The organism is Methylophilus glucosoxydans (assembly GCF_042676145.1).
Taxonomy (GTDB): Bacteria; Pseudomonadota; Gammaproteobacteria; order Burkholderiales; family Methylophilaceae; genus Methylophilus; species Methylophilus glucosoxydans.
Genome location: NZ_JBHTJW010000002.1, coordinates 891,774 through 914,272, shown reverse-complemented (window position 1 = coordinate 914,272; position 22,499 = coordinate 891,774). Strand labels below are relative to the sequence as shown.

Below are 22,499 nucleotides of genomic sequence, written 5' to 3'. Positions count from 1 at the left end.
GTATCTGTTATTTACGCAGTTTGGAGGCAAACAAACCTTCAGGTTTCATCATCAAGATTGTGACGATGGCAAGCAGCGTGGACACTTTACCCATGGAGCTGGTCATAAAGAACTGCAGGATAGATTGCGCCTGGGCGATGCCGAAGGCTGAGGCTATCGTCCCCACAATGCTGGCTGCACCGCCAAACACCACCACCATAAAGCTGTCTACGATGTAGAGCGTACCTGTGGTTGGGCCGGTAGAAGCAATCGTGGTAAACGCAGCGCCCGCGATCCCGGCAATGCCGCACCCCAGGGCAAAGGTAACACGGTCGACTTTTGCAGTGTTAATGCCCACTGCACCCGCCATGGTACGGTTCTGCACGGTGGCACGCACACGTAGGCCCCAGCGTGATTTATACATAAACATATAGACACCGAGGGTCACCAGCGCAGCCAGGGCCATCACAAAAACACCGTTGATCGGGATATCAATGTCTGGCGTCGGCTTGAAAGAGCCCAACATCCACTCAGGCAACTCGGCACTCACCTCTTTGGCGCCAAAGGTAGAGCGGAAAATCTGCTGCATGACCAGGCTTAGCCCCCAGGTCGCCAGCAAGGTATCCAGTGGCCGCTTGTACAGGTGCCGGATCATGCCGTATTCAACAACATAGCCGACCGCGAATGCCAGCCCGAACGCAATGAGGATGGCAAACAAAAAATAGTAATTGGTGAAGCCGTAAGTGGCAGCCACCTTGGATAGCATGACTGTGGTATAGGCACCGATGGTCATAAACTCACCATGCGCCATGTTAATCACACCCATCTGCCCGAAAATAATCGCGAGACCCAGTGCCATGAGTAGCAACACTGTAAACATGCTCAGGCCGGAAAAGCCTTGCATCACCACAATATTGCCTATATCTGCCATCGAATAACCAAACATATCGGTCTCCTTAAAATGCAACTTCTCAAAATTGCTGACTGCTTGAAATTGTTTACAACTTGAATGCTGTTTGAGCCAAACGGTAGCCGGAGTAACCGGCTACCGCTTAAGCATTTACGACAGGACTAGCTTATTGATAGCCTTTTGGAAATGGATCAGGTTTGATGTAATCAGAGGTGTATACCACTTTGGCCTGGCCATCTTTACCCCACTGACCAATACGCAGCTTGGTGGTCAGGTGGTGGTTGGCTTCCACAGTGACAGGGCCTTCTGGTGCATCTTTGAAGGTGTAGCCTGGCAATGCTGCTTGCACTTTGTCTACATCGAAGCTACCTGCACGCTCAACGGCTGCCTTGTACAACCATGGACCCAGGTAAGCAGCTTGTGTCACGTCGCCGATCACAGACTTCTCACCCCAGCGTTTTTTGAATGCTTCTACAAATTTCTTGTTAGCCTCATTGTCTTGAGACTGGAAGTATTTCATCGCAGAGTAGAAACCAGCCAGGTTTTCACCACCGATACCCAACACTTCGTCTTCGGTCACGGAGATGGTCAACATGGTTTGTTTGCTGGAGTTCAAACCGGCAGCGTTCAATTGTTTGAACCAGGCCACGTTACTACCGCCCACCACCGCTGCGTAGATCACGTCAGGTTTTTTCAGTTTGATTTTGTTGATCACAGAACCGAACTGGGTATCGCCCAAGGCAATGTACTCTTCACCCACCACTGTGCCATGCAAGTGTTGCTCGATGTGCTTACGGGCAATTTTCATCGATGTACGTGGCCAGATGTAGTCAGAACCAATCAGGTAGAAAGTCTTGGCTTTTTTCTCTTTAGCGATCCAGTCCAACCCTGCCAGAATTTGTTGTGTCGCTTCTTGACCGGTGTAGAACACGTTTTTGGATTGCTCCAGACCTTCGTAGAAGGTTGGGTAGAACAACAAGCCATTGTCTTTTTCAAACACTGGCAAAGCCGCTTTACGTGAAGCAGACGTCCAGCAGCCCATCACAGCAGCCACTTTGTCTTTTTCCAGCAATTTCTTCGCTTTTTCTGCGAAAGTTGGCCAGTCAGATGCACCGTCTTCCTGGATAATTTCAATCTTGCGACCCAGAATACCGCCCATGGCGTTGATCTGTTCGATCGCCAGCTTTTCAGCCTGGATAGAACCGGTTTCACTAATCGCCATCGTGCCGGTGGCAGAGTGCAGAATACCTACTTTTACTGTGGAGTCAGTCACTGCCAAGCCAGTCGTATTCACTTTTGCAGTCGGATAATCCGCTGCAAATGCATGACCGCTGATAAGGCCTGCGGCCATCATGGCACCGACCAATGCGCCCTTCATAAAACCGCGTCTGTTTGAGGTACTCATTACTTCTTCTCCTTTATGGATAAATCAATAAAATCAATAATTAAGGGATTGATGTCGCTGATTAATGCCCGACCATCCACGGCCGTGCCGTTTTCTTGGTCTGCATTTGCAAGCCCGGCTTACCTGTATCCTGGTTGACCGGCGGCTTGGTTTTACACGTGTGTGATCCGGTACAGCCACAGCTGGAACGTCTGGCTGTACGCGGCTCGTTGGCAGATTTCTCGTTACGTTCATGCGCAGACCGTTGCATTTTGTCCATGATGGCCAGTTTGGGCACAGATAAAATCCGTGGACTCTCTGCCCCGCAACAATCGCAGTAGGCAGGCAAACTCGACTCACTCATTTTGCGTAGCGCAGTAAATACGCCACAACTGTCACATTCATATTCGTAAAGAGGCATCTTGGTTTCCTATCAAGTCTGATCAAATAAACTGCACGCGATCAACACTCATTGTTATGTGCAAGTGGACACATCTATGCCTGGCGGCACCATGATCTTCGGTCCATCCGCGTTAGGTCGGATATCAAACTCAAAGATCTCGGTCGGGACCCACAAGGTGGCACAAGCGTTAGGGATATCGACGATGCCACTGATATGCCCCTCTACCGGCGCAGTCCCCAGGATGGATACCGCTTGTTCGCCGCTGTAACCAAATTTTTTCAGGTACTCAATCGCGTTGAGGCAAGCCTGGCGGTAGGCAATATGCACATCCAGGTAATGTTGCTTGCCGGCTTCGTCAACCGAAATGCCTTCAAAAATCATGTAATCACGGTAAGTCGGTGTGATCGGGCTGGGCTGGAACACAGGGTTTTTAATCCCGTATTTCTTCACACCATCCTTGATCAGGCCAACCTTGATATCGAGGTAACCGGCCATTTCAATCGCACCGCAGAAAGTGATTTCACCGTCGCCTTGTGAGAAGTGCAGGTCACCCATGGAGAGACCGCCATCCTTCACATAGACCGGGAAGTACACCCTTGAGCCTTTGGTCAGGTTCTTGATATCGCAGTTACCGCCGTGATCACGTGGTGGCACGGTACGCGCGCCTTCGGCTGCTGCTTTTTTGGCAGCGTCGCCACTCAAACGGCCCATGACGGCAGATTGTGAAGTCGGAGGGCAAGCCAGTGGCGGGACACGATCTGGATCCGTTGCAATCAGGTCGCCTTCACGCTTGTTCCAGGTTTCGAGCAGTTCTTTGGATGGCAGGCAACCAATCAGACCCGGGTGCATAATGCCGGCATAACGCACCTTAGGCACATGACGGGAAGTGGTATACACGCCGTGGAAATCCCAGATGGTTTTGCTCGCTTCAGGGAAGTGGTCGGTCAGAAAGCCCCCACCATTTTCCTTGGCAAACAAGCCGTTAAAGCCCCATTGATATTCATCAAAAGTACCCACATCCAGAATATCCACCACCATCAAGTCACCCGGCTCAGCACCTTCCACGCCAATCGGGCCACTCAGGTAGTGCACCTGTGTCAGATCAACGTCACGCACATCATTGGCGCTATCGTTATTACCGATCTGACCACCGGTCCAGTCCATACACTCAACACGGAACTCATCCCCTGGCTTGACCATGGCAATCATCGGCAGGTCGGGGTGCCAGCGGTTATGAATCTGGCCGTCCTGCTCCCATGGTTTTTTATCCAAATCCAACTTCACTATTGTTTTCATTACGCTCATCTCCTTTGTGGAAAAGGGTTATAAGGTGTTGATTAGAACTGCATCTGCAGGGCGACTCGGACGAAATCTTTATTAGAAGCCGTCGCGGTATCTTCTTTGCCGTAGGTGGCTGTCAAAGTCGCGTTGTAAGGTGCAATCACGTAATTGGTGCCCACTTCAAAGCGTTTGCTTGCGCCACCGCCGGTGGTATTGGTAAAAGCTGTCGTTGTCGAGTTGTAGCTTGTCACACCATCGGCGTTAAATTTCTGGTAACGAATGATAGGCATGAATTTGCCCCAGCCTACTTGTTCCTGGAACAGGTAGCCTAAGCCAGCGGAGTATGCATGACCTTGCTCACCTTTAAACACACCATCGGTGCCGTAGTAGTAGTAAGCAGCTTCAGCAGAAAAGGTACCAGGACCCACATCTTTTTTCTCTAACAGGAAGTCCACGCTGTAAGCTTTGTAATCACCCACCACATTGGTAGGGCTGACAACACCATCTTTTTTGTAACGTCCAGCAACCCCGATGGCAAGAATGTCTTTAGCACCAAAGTAGTTGCCTGTACCGTAGTAGCCTGGTTCTGCATCCCAGAAATCGTATTGCACACGACCGGCATACATCAGGTTATCTTTATGTGTTGAAGATTGTGACTGCGCGCCAACCCCACTAAAACGGAAAATCTGGTTACCTTCAAAGGCACCGAATGAAACATTAAGATGATCCTCAAGAAAGCTGGTAACCATAGCCACACCGTCATCACGACCAATCACACCACCGTTCCAGCCATAACGTGAAGCAATGTTGGCCCAGTAGCCACCACCCATGGAGTAGTAAGGACCTGCCATGTTGGCACGGTCACTCGGAGACAGGAAACGACCTGCCCAGATGGCCACTTCAGGGGTTAACTGAAATTGCACGTTGGCATCAATCACTTCAACATTAGAGCCTGCAGAGCCGCCACCTGATTTTTCAGTGTTCAGCATGCCTTTGATATACTTGTTAAAAGAACCAGAGATATAAATACGAGCACTATCCAGAGCGAAGTCGTTTGAACGATCGCTGCCTTGATTCACAGCGTCCTCTTTTGAGTTATAGCTGCTGATAAAGCCAAACCCAAGGCCAATATATTTATCTTCGCCAAAGTTGATTGTTGCACCCGCATTTGCCAGTTGTGCACCCAGGCCACAAGCCATTGCTACCGCAGTATGCAAGGCACATTTTTTCAAGTTCATCATCTAAGTTCCCTTTCTCGTTAAATTCAAATCACAGTTGATCAAAACTTGCGCTCAGCTTAACGAGAGGGGGTTGTAGGACAAATACGTCAATTTGCGTAGTGGCGAGGGCGTGAAAAGCCCGCTAGACTGCGCATAACAAATCACGAACAGGACTCGCAATGCGTCTTTTAACTTACCTATTAACAACCGCCTTATTGGCAGGGTGTGGCCAGATTTCTTACAAGCAAGGCGGCAACCAGCAGGACATCGAAAGGGCGCATCAAGCCTGCCGTGGTAGCGGCGATCAGCTCTCGGCATGCCTGGCAGAGCATGGTTGGAAAAAACCCAAGCTAGATGCGTTTGACCCTTTATTTGCAACTATAGAGGCTTCGGATAACCGCGGTGGCATGCAAAGCAAGCCCAGTCCTTTTATAGACTTATCCAAAGAGAATGCAGCGAAAGTGCAAGCTGCAGCTGTTGCAAAAAAACCACAAGCAAGCCCGGCAGCAACCAGTGCCGCCTCCGACCCAGCCACTTCGGCACCGTTAACGCCAGCGAACGACGTACCTGAACCAGCCCCAGCGGCACCACACAGCACCGTGAATGACGGTCCTGATGTAGCGTATTCGATTAATTCATGGTGGAAAATGGGGGCTTTCCCCAACCAGCTATCTCGTGACCAAGCCAGCTGCGAGAAAAAGCTGGGAGAAAACTACCTGCCTGATTACAAGACACAGACTTTTAAACGTGCGTTTGTCTCCTGTATGCATGACTTGGGCTGGATGGCCGTACGCAATGTGAAGTAAAAAATTGCTTGCCAGTCGCCGTCCGTCAATCGGATGGTGCCATTGGCAGGCACGCGAGGCTGTCAATAGAGACCACTTTACACTCGCGCCAAGACAGAAGCATCACAAGCCAGAAATTAACAAGCTATTGATTTAACCATCTCATCCTACCCAGGTGCCCTGACCTGAGCCTGTTGATCCGCCCCATGCCATTAGTTCTCTCAAAAATCATTCATCATAAAACCCAGGCAATGACTGTCAGCACCCTCTGACAACGCTATCAGAATAATCAGACTGCTCTGCGGGGCATAGCCTTTCTAAAATCCGCCTATGCAAATCAATCTGCATTTTTCTGAAACAGATAGAAAGAAGGTAACCATGCTCAGAATACTCATGGCAGGTGCATTATGTTGGACAATTGCCCTGGCCACGACCGCAGAAGCCGGTGTCGCGGTCAGCGTGGGGCAACCCGGCTTTTACGGCCAGATAGTCCTCGGTGATGCTTATCCAGTGCCGCAAGTGGTCTACCCGCAACCCGTGATTATCCAGCCACCACCGGTGGCCGTGGTGCAGCCCCCCATGTATCTGCATGTACCGCCCGGCCATATGAAGCGCTGGGCACGCTATTGCGGCGGCTATGGCGCTTGTGGTCGTCAGGTCTATTTTGTCCAGGATGGCTGGTATCAGAATGTTTATGTGCCACATTACCGGGCACATCCTGGTCCACCTGGGCCTGGTCCCGGTTGGGATCACTGGCATGATGGCCCACCAGGGCCAGGAGGCAGACCTGGCGGCCCGGGACGTGGCCATGGTCACGGCAGGGATTAATCTGAAACCATTCAATACCGTGAGCCTGATGACAGACCGGATACTGTAAGCACAATGTCAGCCAAACCGATTATGATGCTTTATCCTTTATCAGGCTCAGCACATTGCTGTGCCGCGATGAAGGATAAAGCACGCATGCGTAACAAGCGGCGCTGCCCCACCCAACATCACAACGGATTGCAGTGACTGGCTTCAAGCGGTAACTATTAAGGTTCAGCTTCATGCAACCGGTTCTGCGCCTTGTGTTGCATAGGATCCAATAAGTTGCACAACATATTTACCCCACTGCCCCATGCCCTTGCTAACGTCAGTATTGCCTGCCCGCCATATGAATATCCCCCCATTATCCCGATCTCCCTGCCAACGCCTTCCGGCAGTGATTGATCCTCCAAAATTGAGGTTGAATTCCGGGTTTTATTCTGCTTTTCGAGCCGGATTTAGTTTATAAAATGCGATAGCCAGTTGGAACTTTGCCAGAGACTAGCACTCTCATACATTGAGTGCTAAAATTGTTTTAAATCTCTTTTGATACCAAGGAGTTTGTTATCAACGCTTTTACATTACCTGTCGTTGCATCGGCAGACAGCCTGGATAAATACCTGCAGACCATCAAGCAGTTTCCGGTGCTGACCGCTGAAGAAGAATACGGTTATGCGACCCGCCTGAAACAAAGCGGGGACCTTGAGGCTGCGCGTGCGCTGATTGTGTCGCACTTGCGTCTGGTCGCCAGCATTGCCCGTGGTTACAGCGGTTATGGCCTGCCCCAATCAGACCTGATCCAAGAGGGTAATATTGGCTTGATGAAAGCAGTTAAACGCTTTGATCCCGATCGCGGTGTGCGTCTGGTTTCTTTTGCCATGCACTGGATCAAGGCTGAAATTCATGAGTATATTGTGCGGAACTGGCGCTTGGTCAAGACCGCCACCACCAAAGCGCAACGCAAGCTGTTCTTTAACTTGCGCAGCATGAAAAATGGGTTTGAGACCTTAAGTCAGGAAGATGTTCAACGCATTGCGACTGAACTCAATGTGAAACCAGAAGACGTGACCGAGATGGAATACCGCCTCAATGGTCAGGAAATCTCTCTGGATGCGCAAGTGGACGAGGATGGCGAAGAAGTGTACAGCCCAATCGCGTTTCTGGAGGATGAAGGTCCTGAACCTTCTACCTTGCTGGAAAACCTGCAGACTGAGCACATGCAGACAGAAGGCCTGAGCATGGCTTTGCAGCAGCTGGATGAGCGTAGTCGTCGTGTACTGCAAGCCCGCTGGCTGACCGAGGGCAATACGGCGACCTTGCATGATCTGGCCGCAGAATTTAGTGTTTCGGCTGAACGTATCCGCCAGATTGAGCAAAAGGCGATGCAAAAGATCAAAACCTATATGCTGGAAAACAAATAAAAAAACGGGTGCCAGTCACCCGTTTTTTTATGTTCGTGCTTCAAGAGGTCTTACCTCTTCACACGAAAATCTTGTCCTCAATCACCGCTTAGGCAGCTTTCACGACGACCTCTTCATGCATCAACGCCGTCATGGCTTTGGCATGCAAATGATCCAGATCAGCCAACTGCTGGCGAATAGAGAGTTCCACCTGCTCCAGGTCCGCAATACGCTCTTCCAGGGTATCGGTGGCCTGATAAATACGTTTGATACTTTCGACCCGGCGCTTGAGTTGCACATGATGCTCACGCATCTGGCTTTCCATCGGCGCCATCACGGCTTTAAGCCAGCTTTCCGTATCGCGGTTAGCGGCTTCATACTCGATAATGACATGGCTGGCCAGGGTCTCAAAGAATTTACTGGTCAGCGTCAGCTTTTCATGCGCAATCATGTTAAAGGTGGTATTGAACTGATCGCGGTAAATCGCTTCGAGTTTATTCAGGGCCTTGAGGTAACGTGAAGTGGAAAATGGGGGGGGGCGACTTTTGCAACAGGCCATGTTCTTTGGAGAATTTTTCATACATGGCTTCCATCATTTTCTTGATCTCAAGCACATGCACGTCTGCATCCATCATCCGGCGCTTGAGGTCACTGAAAAAGTCATCCATGGCCTGACGCATGGTTTTGGTAAATGCGGCTTTCATCATGGTCTCACGCGTTTCACGCACCTTGTTCTTGAGTGCTGGCATGCCGAGATGGTGAAATAACTGGTTGGATTGCACGGAAAACACACTACGCAAAGCCTGGTAGCGTTGCAAGCCGACTTCAAAATTGACCTTATCCTGTTTGACCTTGCGCATCATCTGCGCAATAACGTCTTCATTTTTACCTTGCAGGCAACGCAACTCGTCCGACTGGTCTAGCACGCTTTGCAGTCGGGTTTCCAGGGTCACCCGCGTTTGCTGCATCATGTCGTCAATCTCACCCTGCAGGCTCTCGCGCACAATTTCCTGTTTGGCCGGGATCAACTCATCCGAGAGATTTTTCTCCAGCTGCAACAAGCGGCTCTTTTGCAGCAAGGCCACATCACCTTTGACCTTGGCCAGCAAGCCTTTTTGGGCAGAGGTTGGCAAGATCTGGTCGCGTGACAAGCCAAGTAACTCAGCAGTATGTTGCAATTGACGATAAAGCTCTGCCTCCACCTCATCATCTGTCTTGAGCGGATCCCACAAGCCATCAATCTTGTTGAGCACCGCCATGCGGCCTTTTTGCTTCCAGCGGGCGCCACTAATATAACGGCGCCAGACTTCCATCTCGGATTTGGTAACCCCGGTATCCGCGCCGAGAATAAACAGCACGGCATGCGCATTCGGCAGCATGCTCATAGTTAACTCAGGCTCGGCACCGATGGCATTGAGGCCGGGCGTATCAAGGATTACCAAGCCCTGCTTGAGCAAGGGATGCGGGAAATTAATCATGGCATAGCGCCAGCATGGAATCTCCATCAGGCCATCTGCGCCGATCAACATGGCATCGTCAGAATTGTCAGGATGATACAAGCCTAGCGACTGCGCCTCTTGCACTGTCACGCGACGGGTACGACTAACCTCCTTGAAGGCTTCAACCATACTGTCGCGCGAATGGGCATCGAACTCCACCACAGACCAGGCTTGCGGCATGCGGCGATATTCAGTAATGGAAATCTGGTGGGTGTTGGTTTCAATCGGTAGCAGTGACAGGCTAACGGGTTTGCCCGTGTCATAACGCAGCTCGGTGGGACACATGGTGGTACGGCCTGCACCGGATGGCAACAACCGGTGACCATACCCTGAAAAGAAAATGGCATTGATAAGTTCTGACTTGCCGCGCGAGAACTCGGCAACAAAAGCGACATTCAGCTTGTCTTCACGCAAGCGGTTGAGTTGCTGCTGTATGCGCTCATCTAACTGCACATCACTGAGCTGCTTGTCCGCAATCCAGCGTCGATACTCTCCCAGTACATCAGCAATCGATTGACGCCAGCGTGTGTACAAATCAAATTGTTGTGCCAGTCGGTTATTTTCCATAGGACCTGCTGCAATTTTATTAAGGTGACCTACTTGTTGTTATTTTTCTATAATCTAACATGAATTGTTAAAAGATCAAATAAATCATGCAAGTACAGCTATTAATTCACAAATAAAATGAATTATCAACCCTAACATGAAACATTTGCTTGCCATGCGGTAGATGCGTGCATCTGCTATCATGCGCAATATTCAAGTTAACGGCCCCAAACACGGTTTTCTTCAATCATATGAGCGGTCTACATCCTGATTGCCCCATCCCTACCCTGATCCAACTGCATCAGGGCTCGCGCTTGCTGGAAATTCATTTCGATAACCAGACGGAATGCATGCTGTCATGCGAGTTTTTACGTGTGTACTCGCCCTCTGCCGAGGTCCGCGGGCATGGCGCAGGCCAGGAAGTGCTGCAACTGGACAAGCAGGATGTGAATATCAGCGCCATTGAACCGGTTGGCCGCTATGCAATCAAACTGATCTTTGATGATGGTCATGATACCGGGCTGTATTCATGGGATTATCTGTATTATCTGGCACAACATTATGAAAGCCTGTGGCAAGACTACATCGCCAAACTCACCATGGCAGGCCATACGCGCAAGGAACCCAAGCATGCAATCCAACACTGAGCAGCAAAAAACCACCCACTTTGGCTTTGAAACCGTCGATGAACGGGAAAAACAGAAAAAAGTGGGCGAAGTCTTTCATTCGGTGGCGCAAAAATACGACATCATGAATGATGTCATGTCTGCGGGCATGCATCGGCTGTGGAAACGCTTTGCCGTGGATGTCAGCGGCGTTGGGCAGGGTGACAAAGTACTCGATATTGCCGGCGGCAGTGGCGACCTGTCGCGCCTGTTTGCCAAAAAAGTGGCGACCCAGTCTCCCAGCAATCCCGGCACGGTCATTTTGACCGACATTAACGCCTCCATGCTGGGCGTGGGCCGAGACCGCATGATTGATGCCGGCCTGACCATTCCGGCCACCCAATGTAATGCCGAAGGACTGCCGTTTGCTGATGAAACCTTTGACTGTGTCATTGTGGCGTTTGGCCTGCGCAACATGACACATAAAGACGTTGCGCTCAAAGAAATGCAACGTGTGCTCAAGCGTGGCGGACGCCTGCTGGTACTTGAGTTTTCCAAGGTTTGGCAACCACTGGAGAAACTTTACGACACCTACTCTTTCAAACTGCTGCCTAAGTTTGGTAAATGGATCGCCAACGATGAGCCCAGCTATCGCTATCTGGCCGAAAGCATCCGCATGCACCCTGACCAGGAAACCTTGAAACAGATGATGCATGCAGCAGGCTTTGAAAAAGTCGATTACTACAACCTGACTGCAGGCGTGGTCGCGCTGCACAAAGGCATCAAACTCTAAACCCATGTTCAAGCCCTTGATTCAATTCGTGCTGCAGCACCTGATGCAGCAAAACCGCTGGACCGCTCCCAGGTTACAGCCGTATGCGCACAGTCATCTTTGTCTAGACTTTAAAGTGGCCCGCGTCATGCTGACAGTGTTAAGCAATGGTGAGCTGGCAGTTGCAGGCGATACCGCCATGGCAGATGCCACCATTCACTTGCCGCCCAGCCTGGCCATGCGGCTACTGAGGCAAGATCCGCAGGCGCATAGCCTGATTAAAATTGATGGCGACAGTGCGCTCGGCATGGAAGTCGGCAAGATTCTGGCGGCCATCCGCTGGGATGTCGAAGAAGACTTGAGTAAAGTGGTCGGCGATGTGGCGGCTTTTGAAGTCGTCCAACTCGGTCAGCAAACCATGCAACGCTTGCAAGGCCAGGCCAAAAACCTGGGAGAAATGCTGGTGGAATACTGGCAAGAAGAGCAGCCGTTGCTTGCAAAAAAAACCCGCATCACGCAATTTAACCAGGCCGTCGACCAACTCAGGGAAGACACAGACCGCTTGCAGCAACGCGTAGAAAAACTGTTGGCCGCTAACGCCCCCGCAGAAAGTCAGCCCTGATGCACTGGATACGCTTTTTTCACATTATCGGCATGCTGATCTGGTATCGGCTGGATATTTTCTTTGTCCGTGACAATCAACCAGGTCTGGGCTCGCGACTGCTCAACGGGTTGTTATTCTGGCGCCATGCGCCGGAGAAACGGGCCGTCCGCTTGCGCTTGGCCCTTGAAAAACTCGGCCCGATTTTCGTCAAGTTTGGCCAGATGCTGTCTACACGCCGCGACTTGCTGCCACCGGATGTGGCCGATGAACTGACCAAACTGCAGGACCAGGTACCGCCATTTGCCTACGCTGAAGTGGAGCGTATTATTGAGCAGGCCTTTGACGCCCCGCTGACGACGGTCTACGCCGAGTTTAACGCGGTTCCGGTCGCAAGCGCTTCGGTGGCCCAGGTGCATTTTGCCAAACTGCATAGTGGCGAACAGGTAGCTGTTAAAGTGTTGCGTCCCAATATTGCCGCCATTATTCATAGAGATATCGCCTTACTCCGCACGCTGGCCTGGTGGGTCAAAAAACTCTCCCGTGAAGGGCGCCGTCTCAAGCCGGATGAAATGGTGGATGAATTTGCCCGCCACACCGAGCACGAACTGGACCTGACCCTGGAAGCTGCACAGTGCGCACAGCTTGGCCGCAACTTCAGTGACCGTCGCCTGCTGGTGCCTACGGTTTACTGGGACTATTCACGCAAGCAAGTGATGACCATGCAGCGTATGTTTGGCACGCCTGTCCGCGAAACCGCCACGTTGCAGGCCTATGGCATCAACCTGACCCAATTGGCTCACGAAGGCGTAGAGGTATTTTTTACGCAGGTATTCCGTGATGGTTTTTTTCATGCCGACATGCATCCGGGCAATATCCAGGTGGTGACAGAGGGGCCGGATAAAGGCAAATTCATTGCCCTGGATTTTGGCATCATGGGTAGCCTCACGCCTACCGACCAGTATTATCTGGCGCGGAACTTCCTCGCTTTTTTCAACCGTGACTACCGGGATGTGGCAGTGGCGCATATTGAGTCTGGCTGGGTGCCGGCAGATACCAATGTAGAAGCCCTGGAAACAGCCGTGCGCGCCATTTGTGAGCCGATCTTTGAAAAGCCACTCAAGGAAATTTCATTTGGCCGCACCCTGCTCAGCCTGTTTCAGATGTCACGCCGCTTTGGCGTGAATATTCAGCCGCAACTGATTATGTTGCAAAAAACCCTGCTCAATATTGAAGGCCTGGGCCGTGAACTGGACCCGAATATCGACTTGTGGCAAAGCGCCAAACCATTTCTCAAGCGCTGGATGAGCGAGCAGATCGGCTGGCGCAGCCTGCTTAAATCTGCAAAACGCGAGCTCCCCTATGTACTTGCCCATGCTGCAGAAATGCCGCGCCTGCTGGAGCAATATCTGCGCAATCAAAGCGAGCTGGCAAAACAGCAAACCCATATTGATACCTTGCTAAACAGCCAGCACAAGCAGGCCACCTGGCAAAAATGGGCGACGATGGCCATTCTCGTGCTGGTATTGCTTCAATTTGCCAGCTTGTTTTTACTGTTCACTCACTAAAGGAGTACATGATGGCATCCCCCAAGAAGCTACTTGTTGCAGTATTGATGATGTTACCCATGGCCTTGCAGGCGGCCGACTTGAGCGGTCTATGGCAAACGACGGACGATAAAACCGGCAAACCTCGCTCACTGGTACGCATTGCCGAATCCGGCGGGGAATACCATGCCGTTGTCGAAAAAGGCTTGCTAGCCACAGACACCGGCGATGCGGTGTGTGACAAATGTACCGACGAGCGTAGAGGGCAAAAAATCATAGGCATGACCATCGCCAAACACCTCAAAGCCGGTAGCAAGCCCCATGTGTATGAAAATGGCGAGATTCTGGACCCGGAAAACGGCAAAACCTACCAATGTAAAATGACATTGAGCCCTAATGGCAACGAACTGGAGGTGCGTGGCTTTATCGGGATTTCACTGATTGGCCGTTCGCAAACCTGGAAACGGGTGGAGTAGTGGCTATCAAACGTGCAGATTTGTAAAAAAGGCCTGATTTTCGGGCCTTTTTTACTACAGCCAGATTGAGAACCCCTGTGTAGGCCAGGTTTTGTTTTAAAATCGGCGTTTTGCAACTGACTCAAGGGAAACGGACTGTGCTGATCTGGTTTGTGGTGGCGTACTTACTTGTCTCTATCGGGATAGGCCTGTTCGCTGCCAGGAATGTACATAGCACCAAGGATTATGCAGTCGCTGGCCGCCACTTACCCTTGCCGGTGGTGACCGCCACCGTATTTGCCACCTGGTTTGGCGCAGAAGCGGTCTTTGGCGTGTCCGCCACCTTTGTGCGTGAGGGCTTGACCGGGGTGGCCGCAGACCCGTTTGGCTCCAGCATGTGCCTGATTCTGGCCGGGATTTTTTTCTCCAGCCGCCTGTATAAACTCAACATTCTGACCTTGGGCGACTTTTACCGCATGCGCTACAACCGTAGCGTAGAGGTGCTGACCACCCTGGCCATCGTCGTCTCCTACATGGGCTGGGTAGCGGCACAGATCAAAGCCCTGGGCCTGATCTTTAACCTGATCAGTCATGGCGCCATTTCAGAGCAGGCAGGCATGATGCTGGGGACGGCCATTGTCCTCACCTACACCACACTCGGCGGGATGTTGTCTGTGGCTATCCTCGATTTTGTGCAGATGATCGTGGTCATTGGCGGCCTGCTGTTTATCGCTTATCTGGTTTCCGGCCAGACCGGCGGCATCGCGCCAGTCATTGCCCATGCGCGCGACGCAGGCAAGCTGCATTTTTTCCCGCAAAGTACAGACTGGAGCGTATGGCTGACCTTTATGGGGGGCTGGCTGACCATGATGCTGGGCTCTATCCCGCAACAAGATGTGTTTCAACGCATCACCTCGGCAAAAACCGGGAAAATCGCCTTGTGGGGCTCGCTACTGGGTGCCAGCATTTATTTCTGCTTTACCTTCGTGCCCATGTTTATTGCCTATGCCGCAACACTGATAGACCCGGCGACTTTTGGCACCTTGGTCGCCACTGACTCGCAACGCGTGCTGCCGACGCTGGTGTTAACGCATACCCCCCTGCTGGCGCAGGCCATCTTCTTTGGGGCAGTGCTGTCTGCCATCATGAGCTGCTCGTCTGCCACCTTGCTCGCCCCCTCAGTCAGCTTTGCCGAAAACGTGGTCAAGGGCTTTATGCCACAGATGAGCGATCATCACTTCTTGCGCGTGATGCGCTTGTGCCTGGTCGGCTTTGCGGCCATGGTGCTGTTTTATGCCCTTAACTCTGAACTGTCTATTTTTGGCATGGTAGAAAGCGCTTACAAGGTAACGCTGGCCGGGGCCTTTGTGCCGCTGCTGTTTGGTGCGTTTTGGAAGCGTGCCACCAGCCAGGGGGCGCTGGCTGCCATTTTACTGGGCATTACCAGCTGGATCCTGATAGAGGTGATGGTCAAGGACAGCCTGATTCCGGCACAATTGATCGGTCTCATGGTCAGTACCGTCGCCATGGTCATCGGCTCCCTGTTGCCACAAAAACTGGGCGGCACGCCTGCCCCTGCCGCTGGCTACTTACATGAACATGCTGCCAGATCCCATCCGCACTAGCCTCGCCATACACCATGGTGAATCATTCATGCCAATTGTATGAATACGGCATTAAAAAGCGGACTATTCAGCCGAACAGTAGAATGGGGATTTTGTGATAATCCACAGTTATCTCAGCCTTTGGCTGTTCAAGCATCTTCAGGTCATTGGTCGTTATGGTCGTAAACAAGCGTTTCTATACCGTTATTCTCAGCGCGATTGTGCTGGCGGGGTTTGTGGCGACCAGTCTGATCGGCTATTTCGTGGCCAAGGACTCGCTGACCGAGCGCTTGGAGCAGGAAATGCTGCCGCTGACCAGCGACAACATCTACTCTGAAATCCAGCGCGACCTGCTGCAACCCTTGCTGATCTCTTCGCTGATGGCGAATGACGTATTTGTGTTTGACTGGGTCAATGATGGTGAGCAGGATGCCAGCAAAATGACCAGTTACCTGGCACAAATCCAGAAAAAATATAACACCATCACGGCATTCTTTGTCTCTGACAGTTCGCTGAACTACTACCACCCCACCGGCGTGATCAAGCGGGTTTCAAGAAGTAATCCGGACGACAGCTGGTATTTCACGGCCAAAGATTCACCGCATCCTTATGTCATCAATATTGACCGCGATACCGCTGACCACAAACGCCTCAGCATTTTCGTCAATTACCGTATCGAAGATAAATCCGGCAAATTTATTGGCGTGATCGGTGTCGGCCTGTCGTTGCAGACGGTGGTCGAACTGATAGAAAACTACCAGAAACGCTATGGGCGCGAAATTTATTTCGTCAATCGCCAGGGCGAGGTAATGCTGCAAAGCAGCCATTACCACTCCGAGTTACACTTGCAAAACAAGTCTGGCCTGGACAAAGCGTTTTTGAAAGTGCTGACCTCTCCCAGCGCATCATTCTCATTCAAAGCCAACAATGGCAGCATGCTTTATCTGAATAGCCGTCTGGTGCCGGAGTTTGACTGGTATCTGATTGTGGAGCAAGTGAACGACCCAAGCTCGGAGCGTATTGAAACCGCGTTTATGATTAACCTGGCCGTGGCACTGGTGATTAGTGCCATTGTGTTGTTCCTCGCGCATGTCGCAGTACGCGGTTACCACGACAAACTGGAGACCATGGCCACGCAGGATAAACTGACCGGGGTCACCAGTCGCCAGGTGTTTGAGTTTTACTTCAAGCAGGCCGTGGCCCGCCGCAAGCGCCGCGATGAAGCCTTGTCGCTGGTTCTGATTGATATTGACCTGTTCAAGCAGGTGAATGACACCTATGGCCACGAAGCGGGTGACCGTGTGCTGTCTCGCGTGGCACAACTGATCAAATCGCATGTGCGCGAAGAGGATGTGGTGTGCCGTTGGGGCGGTGAGGAATTTTTACTGTTGCTGTCGGGATGCAATATGCAGCATGCGCGCGACATCACCGAGTTGATCCGTTCCGCGGTAGCCGGATTGCAATTTCACTTTAGCAACCAGGTGGTACATATCACGGTGAGTGCTGGCGTGGCCGAGATGCACAATGATGAAACGCTGGGACAAGTGGTTGAACGGGCTGACCATCATTTGTATGCCGCCAAACGCGCCGGGCGCAACTGCATCCGGCCAGATACGGATGAAGCCTAAGGCTGCTTGATCAAGGCTTTATCAAGCCCAGCTCCGCTGGTCTGGGCTGACAATGCGCACAATAGAACGTTGAACGTTGCCCAAGGCGGATATTCTGAATCGGGCGGGCGCATATACGGCAGGGCTCTCCGGTGCGTCCATAGACCGTATAGGTCTGCTGGAAATAGCCTGGATTGCCGTCTGCGCCAAAAAAATCGCGCAAACTACTGCCCCCCGCCGCGAGTGCCGACTGCAACGTCGCCTTGATTTCTTGTACCAGCAAGGCACACTGCGCCTCGGTCAACGCCTTGGCAGGCGTTTCGGGATGAATCCGGGCTCGGAAGAGTGATTCACTCGCATAAATATTGCCGACCCCCACCACCAGATGTCCATCCATGATAGTGGTCTTGATCGGCGCATTGCGCGTGTGTAATTGCTGGTAGAGATATTGGGCGTTAAATCCAGCCTCAAGCGGCTCCGGTCCGAGACGATTCAGCAGCGCATGTTGCAGTGGATCCTGCCCCAGCCACAACACGGCACCAAATCGGCGCGGATCACGCAAACGGATCACCCGGCCATCGGTAAAACGGATATCAAAGTGATCATGTTTTTCTGCGGGGAAATCGCGCTCAAGCAAGCACAGGCGGCCAGACATGCCCAAGTGTAATAACAACACGCCCGCGGTCGCATCGGTGCCGATCTCGGCCAGAATATATTTTGCCCGGCGGGTCAGCTTGAGCAAGCGCTGCCCTTGCAGGTGCTGCGGCAAGTCGGCAGGAATCGGCCAGCGCAAGCCATGATGCCGTATGGTGACCTGTTCAATCAACGCGCCCTCTACCGGCAACAAGCCGCGGCGCGTGACCTCAACCTCGGGTAATTCAGGCATGCTACTTCTGGAGATTGATGGGCGGGTTCACCATGGTAAAGCCCGTGTCGTTACTAAAGTGATAAATAATGCCTTCATCTGGACGTGCCAGTTGGTACTCCGGCGATTCCTGCAATTTTTCAAAGTGGATTTTCTTGCCATCCCGCAGCAACACCTCAAAAGAAGGATAAGTTTGCTTGCGGTCTGGGGTGTAAAACTCTACCGAGACCGCCTGCGCCTGCACCCAGCTAAAATCCATCCACTCATTCAACTCATTTTGCGTAGGTTTAGCCTTGGGGTCATTCACCGCCCATTTGCCGTCAGTCGCCAACTGCACTTTCAAGGCATTTGCTTCCCACTGCTCCAGATGCGCCAGGTCAAAGCCAGCCAACTGTTTGCGCTCAGCGGGTGCCAAAGGCATTTTATCGACCATCTCAATCGGTTGGGTAGACGCGGCCTCGCTGTACTGGCCAGCCAGCAAATATACCTGTCCGGCATAGCCCACATACTGTTCCTCGGTTACCGGATTATAGGTGCCAAAACTAAAAACTTGGTCGCCTTTGGCGCCGGACAGCGTCAGCTTCAACACGGGCTGATCCAGACCATATTTAGACGCATCCTGTAGTGGCAATCTGGTGGCCGTGGTAGCGGCGATAATCGAAATGATGCGCTGCACCGAGGCCTGGTCGGCACGCGCCGCATAGGGTTTACGCATCATCCAGTAGCCATTCTGCTTTTCAAAGACCGTGGGCGCTTTGGCCGGAAACTCAGCTTTGACGGCATCAAAGTCTGCCATCTTGAGCGTGGAGACTTCAAACTTGGCCGCGGGCGCCTGCGCTTGCGGTTGCAAATGCAAAAACACCGCAATGCCCACTACCACCGCCAGTAACAACAGATTCAATAACCATCTTTTTTTCATGACTGACCTACTCCACCCTCAGCTCACCAGGCATTAAGCCTTGCGGCGTCTCCACCACAAGAACAAACCTGCCACAAACAACCCGACCGGAATGAAATACTGGAAGGCATGAAAGACGCTCCAGGCCACCAGCCGTCCCTGATCAGTGGCGGGAATCGTGACGTTGATATCCTTGAGCGGCATCGGCTGAATGGTGATCAAACGGTCATCGCCTGCCAGCCAGTTGATAATATTGATGCCCAAATCGAGATTGCCGCCGTTGGTGATAAAGGTATTGGCCAGGAAGTTGGCATTGCCTATCACCACGACGCGCTGGCCTTTTTTGCCATATTGGCGCTCTAACGCCACGCCCACATTGATCGGACCGGCTTTATCCTTGCCTTGATCAAAGCGCACCTTGAGGTTCTGTGCTCCGGCAGGAATCTTGTCTGACTCCAGCCAGCCATTCGGTGCCACATCAATCAGGCGCCCGACTTTCCAGCCCAGATCATCCGAGGCCTGGCCATCGACTTCATGCGCTTCCGGGAACACGGTGCGCAGCATAAAGTTGCGGGTGATCGGATGATCGCCATACAGACTGGCAAACGCCATTTTCGGATCGGCACCATACTGCTCGGCAGCGCGGTCAACCACAATACCCGCAGACACTTTGATGCCCAGATAGTCAGCCACTTCTTGCAAGCCATGCAGATTATCGTCATCCAGCAGCCACAACACGTTACCGCCTGCCTCAATATACGCCTTGATTTTTTTGGCCTCTACCGCAGAAATATCCACTTGCGGTGCCGCAATCACCAGCATGGCGCCATTTGCGGGCACGTCCTGGGCAATAGTCAGATCCGGGTTGGCAAACTTGAAGCCCTTGCTTTCCAGTTGCTTGCCAAACTCGCCCAGATCATGATTCTTGACGCCTTGCAACAGGCGCTCACCATGACCATCCAGATACATGACCGGCTGGTTGTTGGTACGCGACAGGCGCACCAGCAAATTGGTCATTTCCTGCTCGGCAAACGGTGGCGTGATATGTTCACTGCGCTTGTTGTATTCGACGATGGTTTCACCGTCAACTTTTACCCCGGCCTCCTGCGCCATCTTGGGCTCTTCAGACGGGTTGATAAACTTAATGAATACATTTTTCTTTTCGCGCTGGTAGCGTGCAACAAAATCCAGCATGCCTTTACGGAAAGTGTCGCCGTTGTTGGCGTCATCATTGGTGGCAAACACGGTGATATTGATGTCGCCATCCATCTGCTTGAGCACATTGACACTGCCCTGGGTCAGGATGTTGCGGTTGGCCTGGGTAATATCCTTGGCCCAGCGGTATTGGCTGGACAAGTAGCCCAACATCACCACCAGCGCCAGAAACACCAGCACAAACATCCAGTTTTGTGCCAGCAGCTGCCATCTAAACTTACTGTTAATTTTCATAGTGCTTTCAAACTCGACAACAACGCGGGCTTAGCCGCGTAAACGATCTGCATCCAGACGACGAATCGTCAGGGTAATAAAGGTAAGAATAAACAAGCCAAAATAGGCCAGGTCAGCCGTATCAATCAAGCCACCGGCAAATGACTGAAAGTGACGCATCAACGAAAACTTGAGCATGGTGCTGGTCGGGTCGCCGGCAAAAAAGCGGTCCAGAATCATGAGCACAAACAAGGCAATAAAACTCAAAATGCCGGCAATGATCGGCTGTGCCGTCAAGCTGGAGAAATACAGGCCCAGCGCGGCAAAGCTGGAGACCAGCAGCAACAGCCCCAGCGAATTGGCAAAAATATAGCCAAAATCAATATCTGACCAGATATTCAAGGTTGTCAGCATCACGCCGATGTAAACCACCAGAATGCTCAGGAACACCACCAGGCCTAAAAACTTGCCCATCACAATTTCGCTGATGGACAACGGCGCACTGAACAAAAATGGCAGTGTCTGGCTGCGGCGCTCCTCTGAAATCAGGCGCATGGAAAGCAAAGGCACGGCAAATAACATAATGAAGGAGGCCAGGCCGTAGACAGTTTGCCCGACAAACTGCGTGACCCCAATCCGCTCGGCCGGTCGGATGGAGCCGGACATGACTTCAAAGTAATTATTCACGCCATTGAGGTAGTAAGTGCCAAACGAAAACGTTAGCAGGGCCAGAATAATCCACCCCATGGGCGAGGCGAACATACTCTTGAGTTCTTTTCTTGCAATATTCAACATAGTTTATGCTCTCTAAATCGACTTAAGCTGCTTTTGCAACGTCTGCCTCGTGATAAGTCAATTGTACAAACACATCCTCAAGGCTGGTTTGATCGGGCGCAATGTGGAACAGGCCCCAGCCTTGCTGCACAGCCGCCTGCACAATCGCTTCGTGCGGCTGGCTGCCTTCATGAAAACGGATCCGCCACATGCCCTCGGCAGGCTCAACTTCAGCCACGCCTGCAATTGCAGCCAATTGTGCTACTGGCGGCGGGTTACGCAGGCCAACCAGTAATTTGTTACCAATACGCTGCTGCTTGAGCACATCAATGCCGCCATTAAACACCAGCTTGCCCTTGTCAATAATTTGCACGTGGTCACAGACCATTTCCACTTCGGGCAAAATATGGGTAGAGACGATGACGCTGTGTGCCTGGCCGATTTCCTTGATCAAGGCGCGGATATCACGAATCTGGATCGGATCCAGGCCCACGGTCGGCTCGTCCAGAATCACTACCATGGGGTTATGAATAATGGCCTGGGCAATGCCTACGCGTTGCTGATAGCCGTTGGACAGGTTTTCGATCAAGCGTTTGCTCATGTGGGTCAGGCCACAACGCTCTTTGGCATGTTCCACCGCTTTTTTAATGTGTTTGCCAGAGACGTTGTGCAGTCTGGCCGCAATGGTCAGGTACTCGTCTACCGTAAACTCTTTATATAAAGGGCGCATTTCCGGCAAGTATCCGATCAAGGCTTTTGCCTCTTTGGGCTGCTCTATCATGTCGATGCCGCAGATTTTGACGCTGCCTGCACTCGGCGCGAGGTTGCCCGTCAACATTTTCATCGTGGTGGACTTGCCAGCGCCATTTGGCCCCAAAAAGCCCAGCACCTGGCCTTGCTGCAGGCTGAACGTCACATCACTGACGGCGGCACGTCCGCCATACAAACGGGTCAATTCAATTGCTTCAACTGTCAAATTTGCCATGATTTCTTCACATACCTCGCGACTGGGAAAGATGCTTTCAAGCCTGACTTTACAACGCCAGACCGCAAATCCCTAGACAAATATTTCACCAAAAAGTTATAGTGCTGTAGACGACGCTTTCACCTGTGTTTAAACGCCAATTAC

Annotated in this window: 20 protein-coding genes and 1 pseudogene; 10 read left to right on the top strand and 11 right to left on the bottom strand. The window is 51.9% G+C overall.

What is annotated here, in order from left to right; translation table 11 throughout:
* Window positions 1–7: 7 nt before the first annotated feature.
* The 5 genes from urtB to ACFQ1T_RS06930 form a co-directional block, all read right to left on the bottom strand.
* Entirely contained in the window at window positions 8–925 is a 918-nt protein-coding gene (gene urtB, locus ACFQ1T_RS06950) for an urea ABC transporter permease subunit UrtB (protein ID WP_194748369.1), read from the bottom strand.
* A 130-nt stretch (window positions 926–1,055) separates the two neighbouring features.
* Entirely contained in the window at window positions 1,056–2,294 is a 1,239-nt protein-coding gene (gene urtA / locus ACFQ1T_RS06945; protein WP_194748370.1) for an urea ABC transporter substrate-binding protein, read from the bottom strand.
* Between the two features lie 61 nt (window positions 2,295–2,355).
* Window positions 2,356–2,694, bottom strand: coding sequence for an FmdB family zinc ribbon protein (locus tag ACFQ1T_RS06940; protein ID WP_275356083.1), 339 nt, complete (start codon window positions 2,692–2,694; stop codon window positions 2,356–2,358).
* A 54-nt stretch (window positions 2,695–2,748) separates the two neighbouring features.
* Window positions 2,749–3,972: a formamidase gene (gene fmdA / locus ACFQ1T_RS06935; protein WP_194748372.1), complete on the bottom strand. Its 1,224-nt coding sequence runs from the start codon at window positions 3,970–3,972 to the stop codon at window positions 2,749–2,751.
* A 41-nt stretch (window positions 3,973–4,013) separates the two neighbouring features.
* Window positions 4,014–5,198: a porin gene (locus tag ACFQ1T_RS06930; RefSeq protein WP_194748373.1), complete on the bottom strand. Its 1,185-nt coding sequence runs from the start codon at window positions 5,196–5,198 to the stop codon at window positions 4,014–4,016.
* Between the two features lie 158 nt (window positions 5,199–5,356).
* Here ACFQ1T_RS06930 and ACFQ1T_RS06925 point away from each other — a divergent pair, with 158 nt between their 5' ends.
* From ACFQ1T_RS06925 to rpoH, 3 genes are all read left to right on the top strand, one after another.
* Complete coding sequence (locus tag ACFQ1T_RS06925; RefSeq protein ID WP_379075149.1) at window positions 5,357–5,983, top strand: hypothetical protein; 627 nt, start codon at window positions 5,357–5,359, stop codon at window positions 5,981–5,983.
* Between the two features lie 357 nt (window positions 5,984–6,340).
* Window positions 6,341–6,790: a hypothetical protein gene (locus ACFQ1T_RS06920; RefSeq protein ID WP_194748375.1), complete on the top strand. Its 450-nt coding sequence runs from the start codon at window positions 6,341–6,343 to the stop codon at window positions 6,788–6,790.
* A 545-nt stretch (window positions 6,791–7,335) separates the two neighbouring features.
* Window positions 7,336–8,190 (top strand): RNA polymerase sigma factor RpoH, encoded by an 855-nt coding sequence (rpoH, locus tag ACFQ1T_RS06915; RefSeq protein ID WP_379076880.1) that lies wholly within the window; start codon window positions 7,336–7,338, stop codon window positions 8,188–8,190.
* A gap of 88 nt (window positions 8,191–8,278) precedes the next feature.
* Here the strand turns inward: rpoH and ACFQ1T_RS06910 are convergent.
* Window positions 8,279–10,235: pseudogene (locus ACFQ1T_RS06910) on the bottom strand (dynamin family protein).
* A gap of 230 nt (window positions 10,236–10,465) precedes the next feature.
* Here ACFQ1T_RS06910 and ACFQ1T_RS06905 point away from each other — a divergent pair.
* The 7 genes from ACFQ1T_RS06905 (at window position 10,466) to ACFQ1T_RS06875 (ending at window position 17,426) form a co-directional block, all read left to right on the top strand.
* Entirely contained in the window at window positions 10,466–10,861 is a 396-nt protein-coding gene (locus ACFQ1T_RS06905) for a gamma-butyrobetaine hydroxylase-like domain-containing protein (protein WP_194748377.1), read from the top strand.
* A complete protein-coding gene (gene ubiE, locus ACFQ1T_RS06900; protein WP_194748378.1) occupies window positions 10,845–11,612 on the top strand; it encodes a bifunctional demethylmenaquinone methyltransferase/2-methoxy-6-polyprenyl-1,4-benzoquinol methylase UbiE in 768 nt (255 codons plus the stop codon). The genes ACFQ1T_RS06905 and ubiE overlap by 17 nt, the downstream gene beginning before the upstream one ends.
* Window positions 11,613–11,616: 4 nt before the next feature.
* Window positions 11,617–12,213 (top strand): ubiquinone biosynthesis accessory factor UbiJ, encoded by a 597-nt coding sequence (locus ACFQ1T_RS06895; RefSeq protein ID WP_379075144.1) that lies wholly within the window; start codon window positions 11,617–11,619, stop codon window positions 12,211–12,213.
* Window positions 12,213–13,760 (top strand): ubiquinone biosynthesis regulatory protein kinase UbiB, encoded by a 1,548-nt coding sequence (ubiB, locus tag ACFQ1T_RS06890; RefSeq protein ID WP_194748380.1) that lies wholly within the window; start codon window positions 12,213–12,215, stop codon window positions 13,758–13,760. Before ACFQ1T_RS06895 ends, ubiB begins: the two co-directional genes overlap by 1 nt.
* An 11-nt stretch (window positions 13,761–13,771) precedes the next feature.
* Window positions 13,772–14,215, top strand: a complete 444-nt coding sequence (locus tag ACFQ1T_RS06885; RefSeq protein WP_194748381.1) for a DUF2147 domain-containing protein — start codon at window positions 13,772–13,774, stop codon at window positions 14,213–14,215.
* Window positions 14,216–14,352: 137 nt separating this feature from the next.
* Window positions 14,353–15,819, top strand: coding sequence for a sodium:solute symporter family protein (locus ACFQ1T_RS06880; RefSeq protein ID WP_194748382.1), 1,467 nt, complete (start codon window positions 14,353–14,355; stop codon window positions 15,817–15,819).
* A gap of 155 nt (window positions 15,820–15,974) precedes the next feature.
* On the top strand, window positions 15,975–17,426 hold the full coding sequence (locus ACFQ1T_RS06875) for a sensor domain-containing diguanylate cyclase (protein ID WP_194748383.1): 1,452 nt from the start codon (window positions 15,975–15,977) through the stop codon (window positions 17,424–17,426).
* A 10-nt stretch (window positions 17,427–17,436) separates the two neighbouring features.
* Here the strand turns inward: ACFQ1T_RS06875 and mutM are convergent, their stop codons facing one another.
* The 5 genes from mutM to ACFQ1T_RS06850 are packed head-to-tail and all read right to left on the bottom strand — an operon-like array spanning window position 17,437 to window position 22,355.
* Window positions 17,437–18,291 carry a bifunctional DNA-formamidopyrimidine glycosylase/DNA-(apurinic or apyrimidinic site) lyase gene (gene mutM, locus ACFQ1T_RS06870; RefSeq protein ID WP_275356094.1) on the bottom strand — a complete coding sequence of 285 codons (855 nt, stop codon included), beginning with the start codon at window positions 18,289–18,291 and terminating at the stop codon, window positions 17,437–17,439.
* Between the two features lies 1 nt (window position 18,292).
* Window positions 18,293–19,189, bottom strand: a complete 897-nt coding sequence (locus ACFQ1T_RS06865) for a DUF4340 domain-containing protein (RefSeq protein WP_194748385.1) — start codon at window positions 19,187–19,189, stop codon at window positions 18,293–18,295.
* A 33-nt stretch (window positions 19,190–19,222) separates the two neighbouring features.
* Window positions 19,223–20,617 (bottom strand): GldG family protein, encoded by a 1,395-nt coding sequence (locus ACFQ1T_RS06860; protein ID WP_194748386.1) that lies wholly within the window; start codon window positions 20,615–20,617, stop codon window positions 19,223–19,225.
* A gap of 30 nt (window positions 20,618–20,647) precedes the next feature.
* A complete protein-coding gene (locus ACFQ1T_RS06855; RefSeq protein WP_194748387.1) occupies window positions 20,648–21,391 on the bottom strand; it encodes an ABC transporter permease in 744 nt (247 codons plus the stop codon).
* Between the two features lie 22 nt (window positions 21,392–21,413).
* Window positions 21,414–22,355, bottom strand: a complete 942-nt coding sequence (locus ACFQ1T_RS06850) for an ABC transporter ATP-binding protein (protein WP_313986673.1) — start codon at window positions 22,353–22,355, stop codon at window positions 21,414–21,416.
* Between the last annotated feature and the right edge of the window lie 144 nt (window positions 22,356–22,499).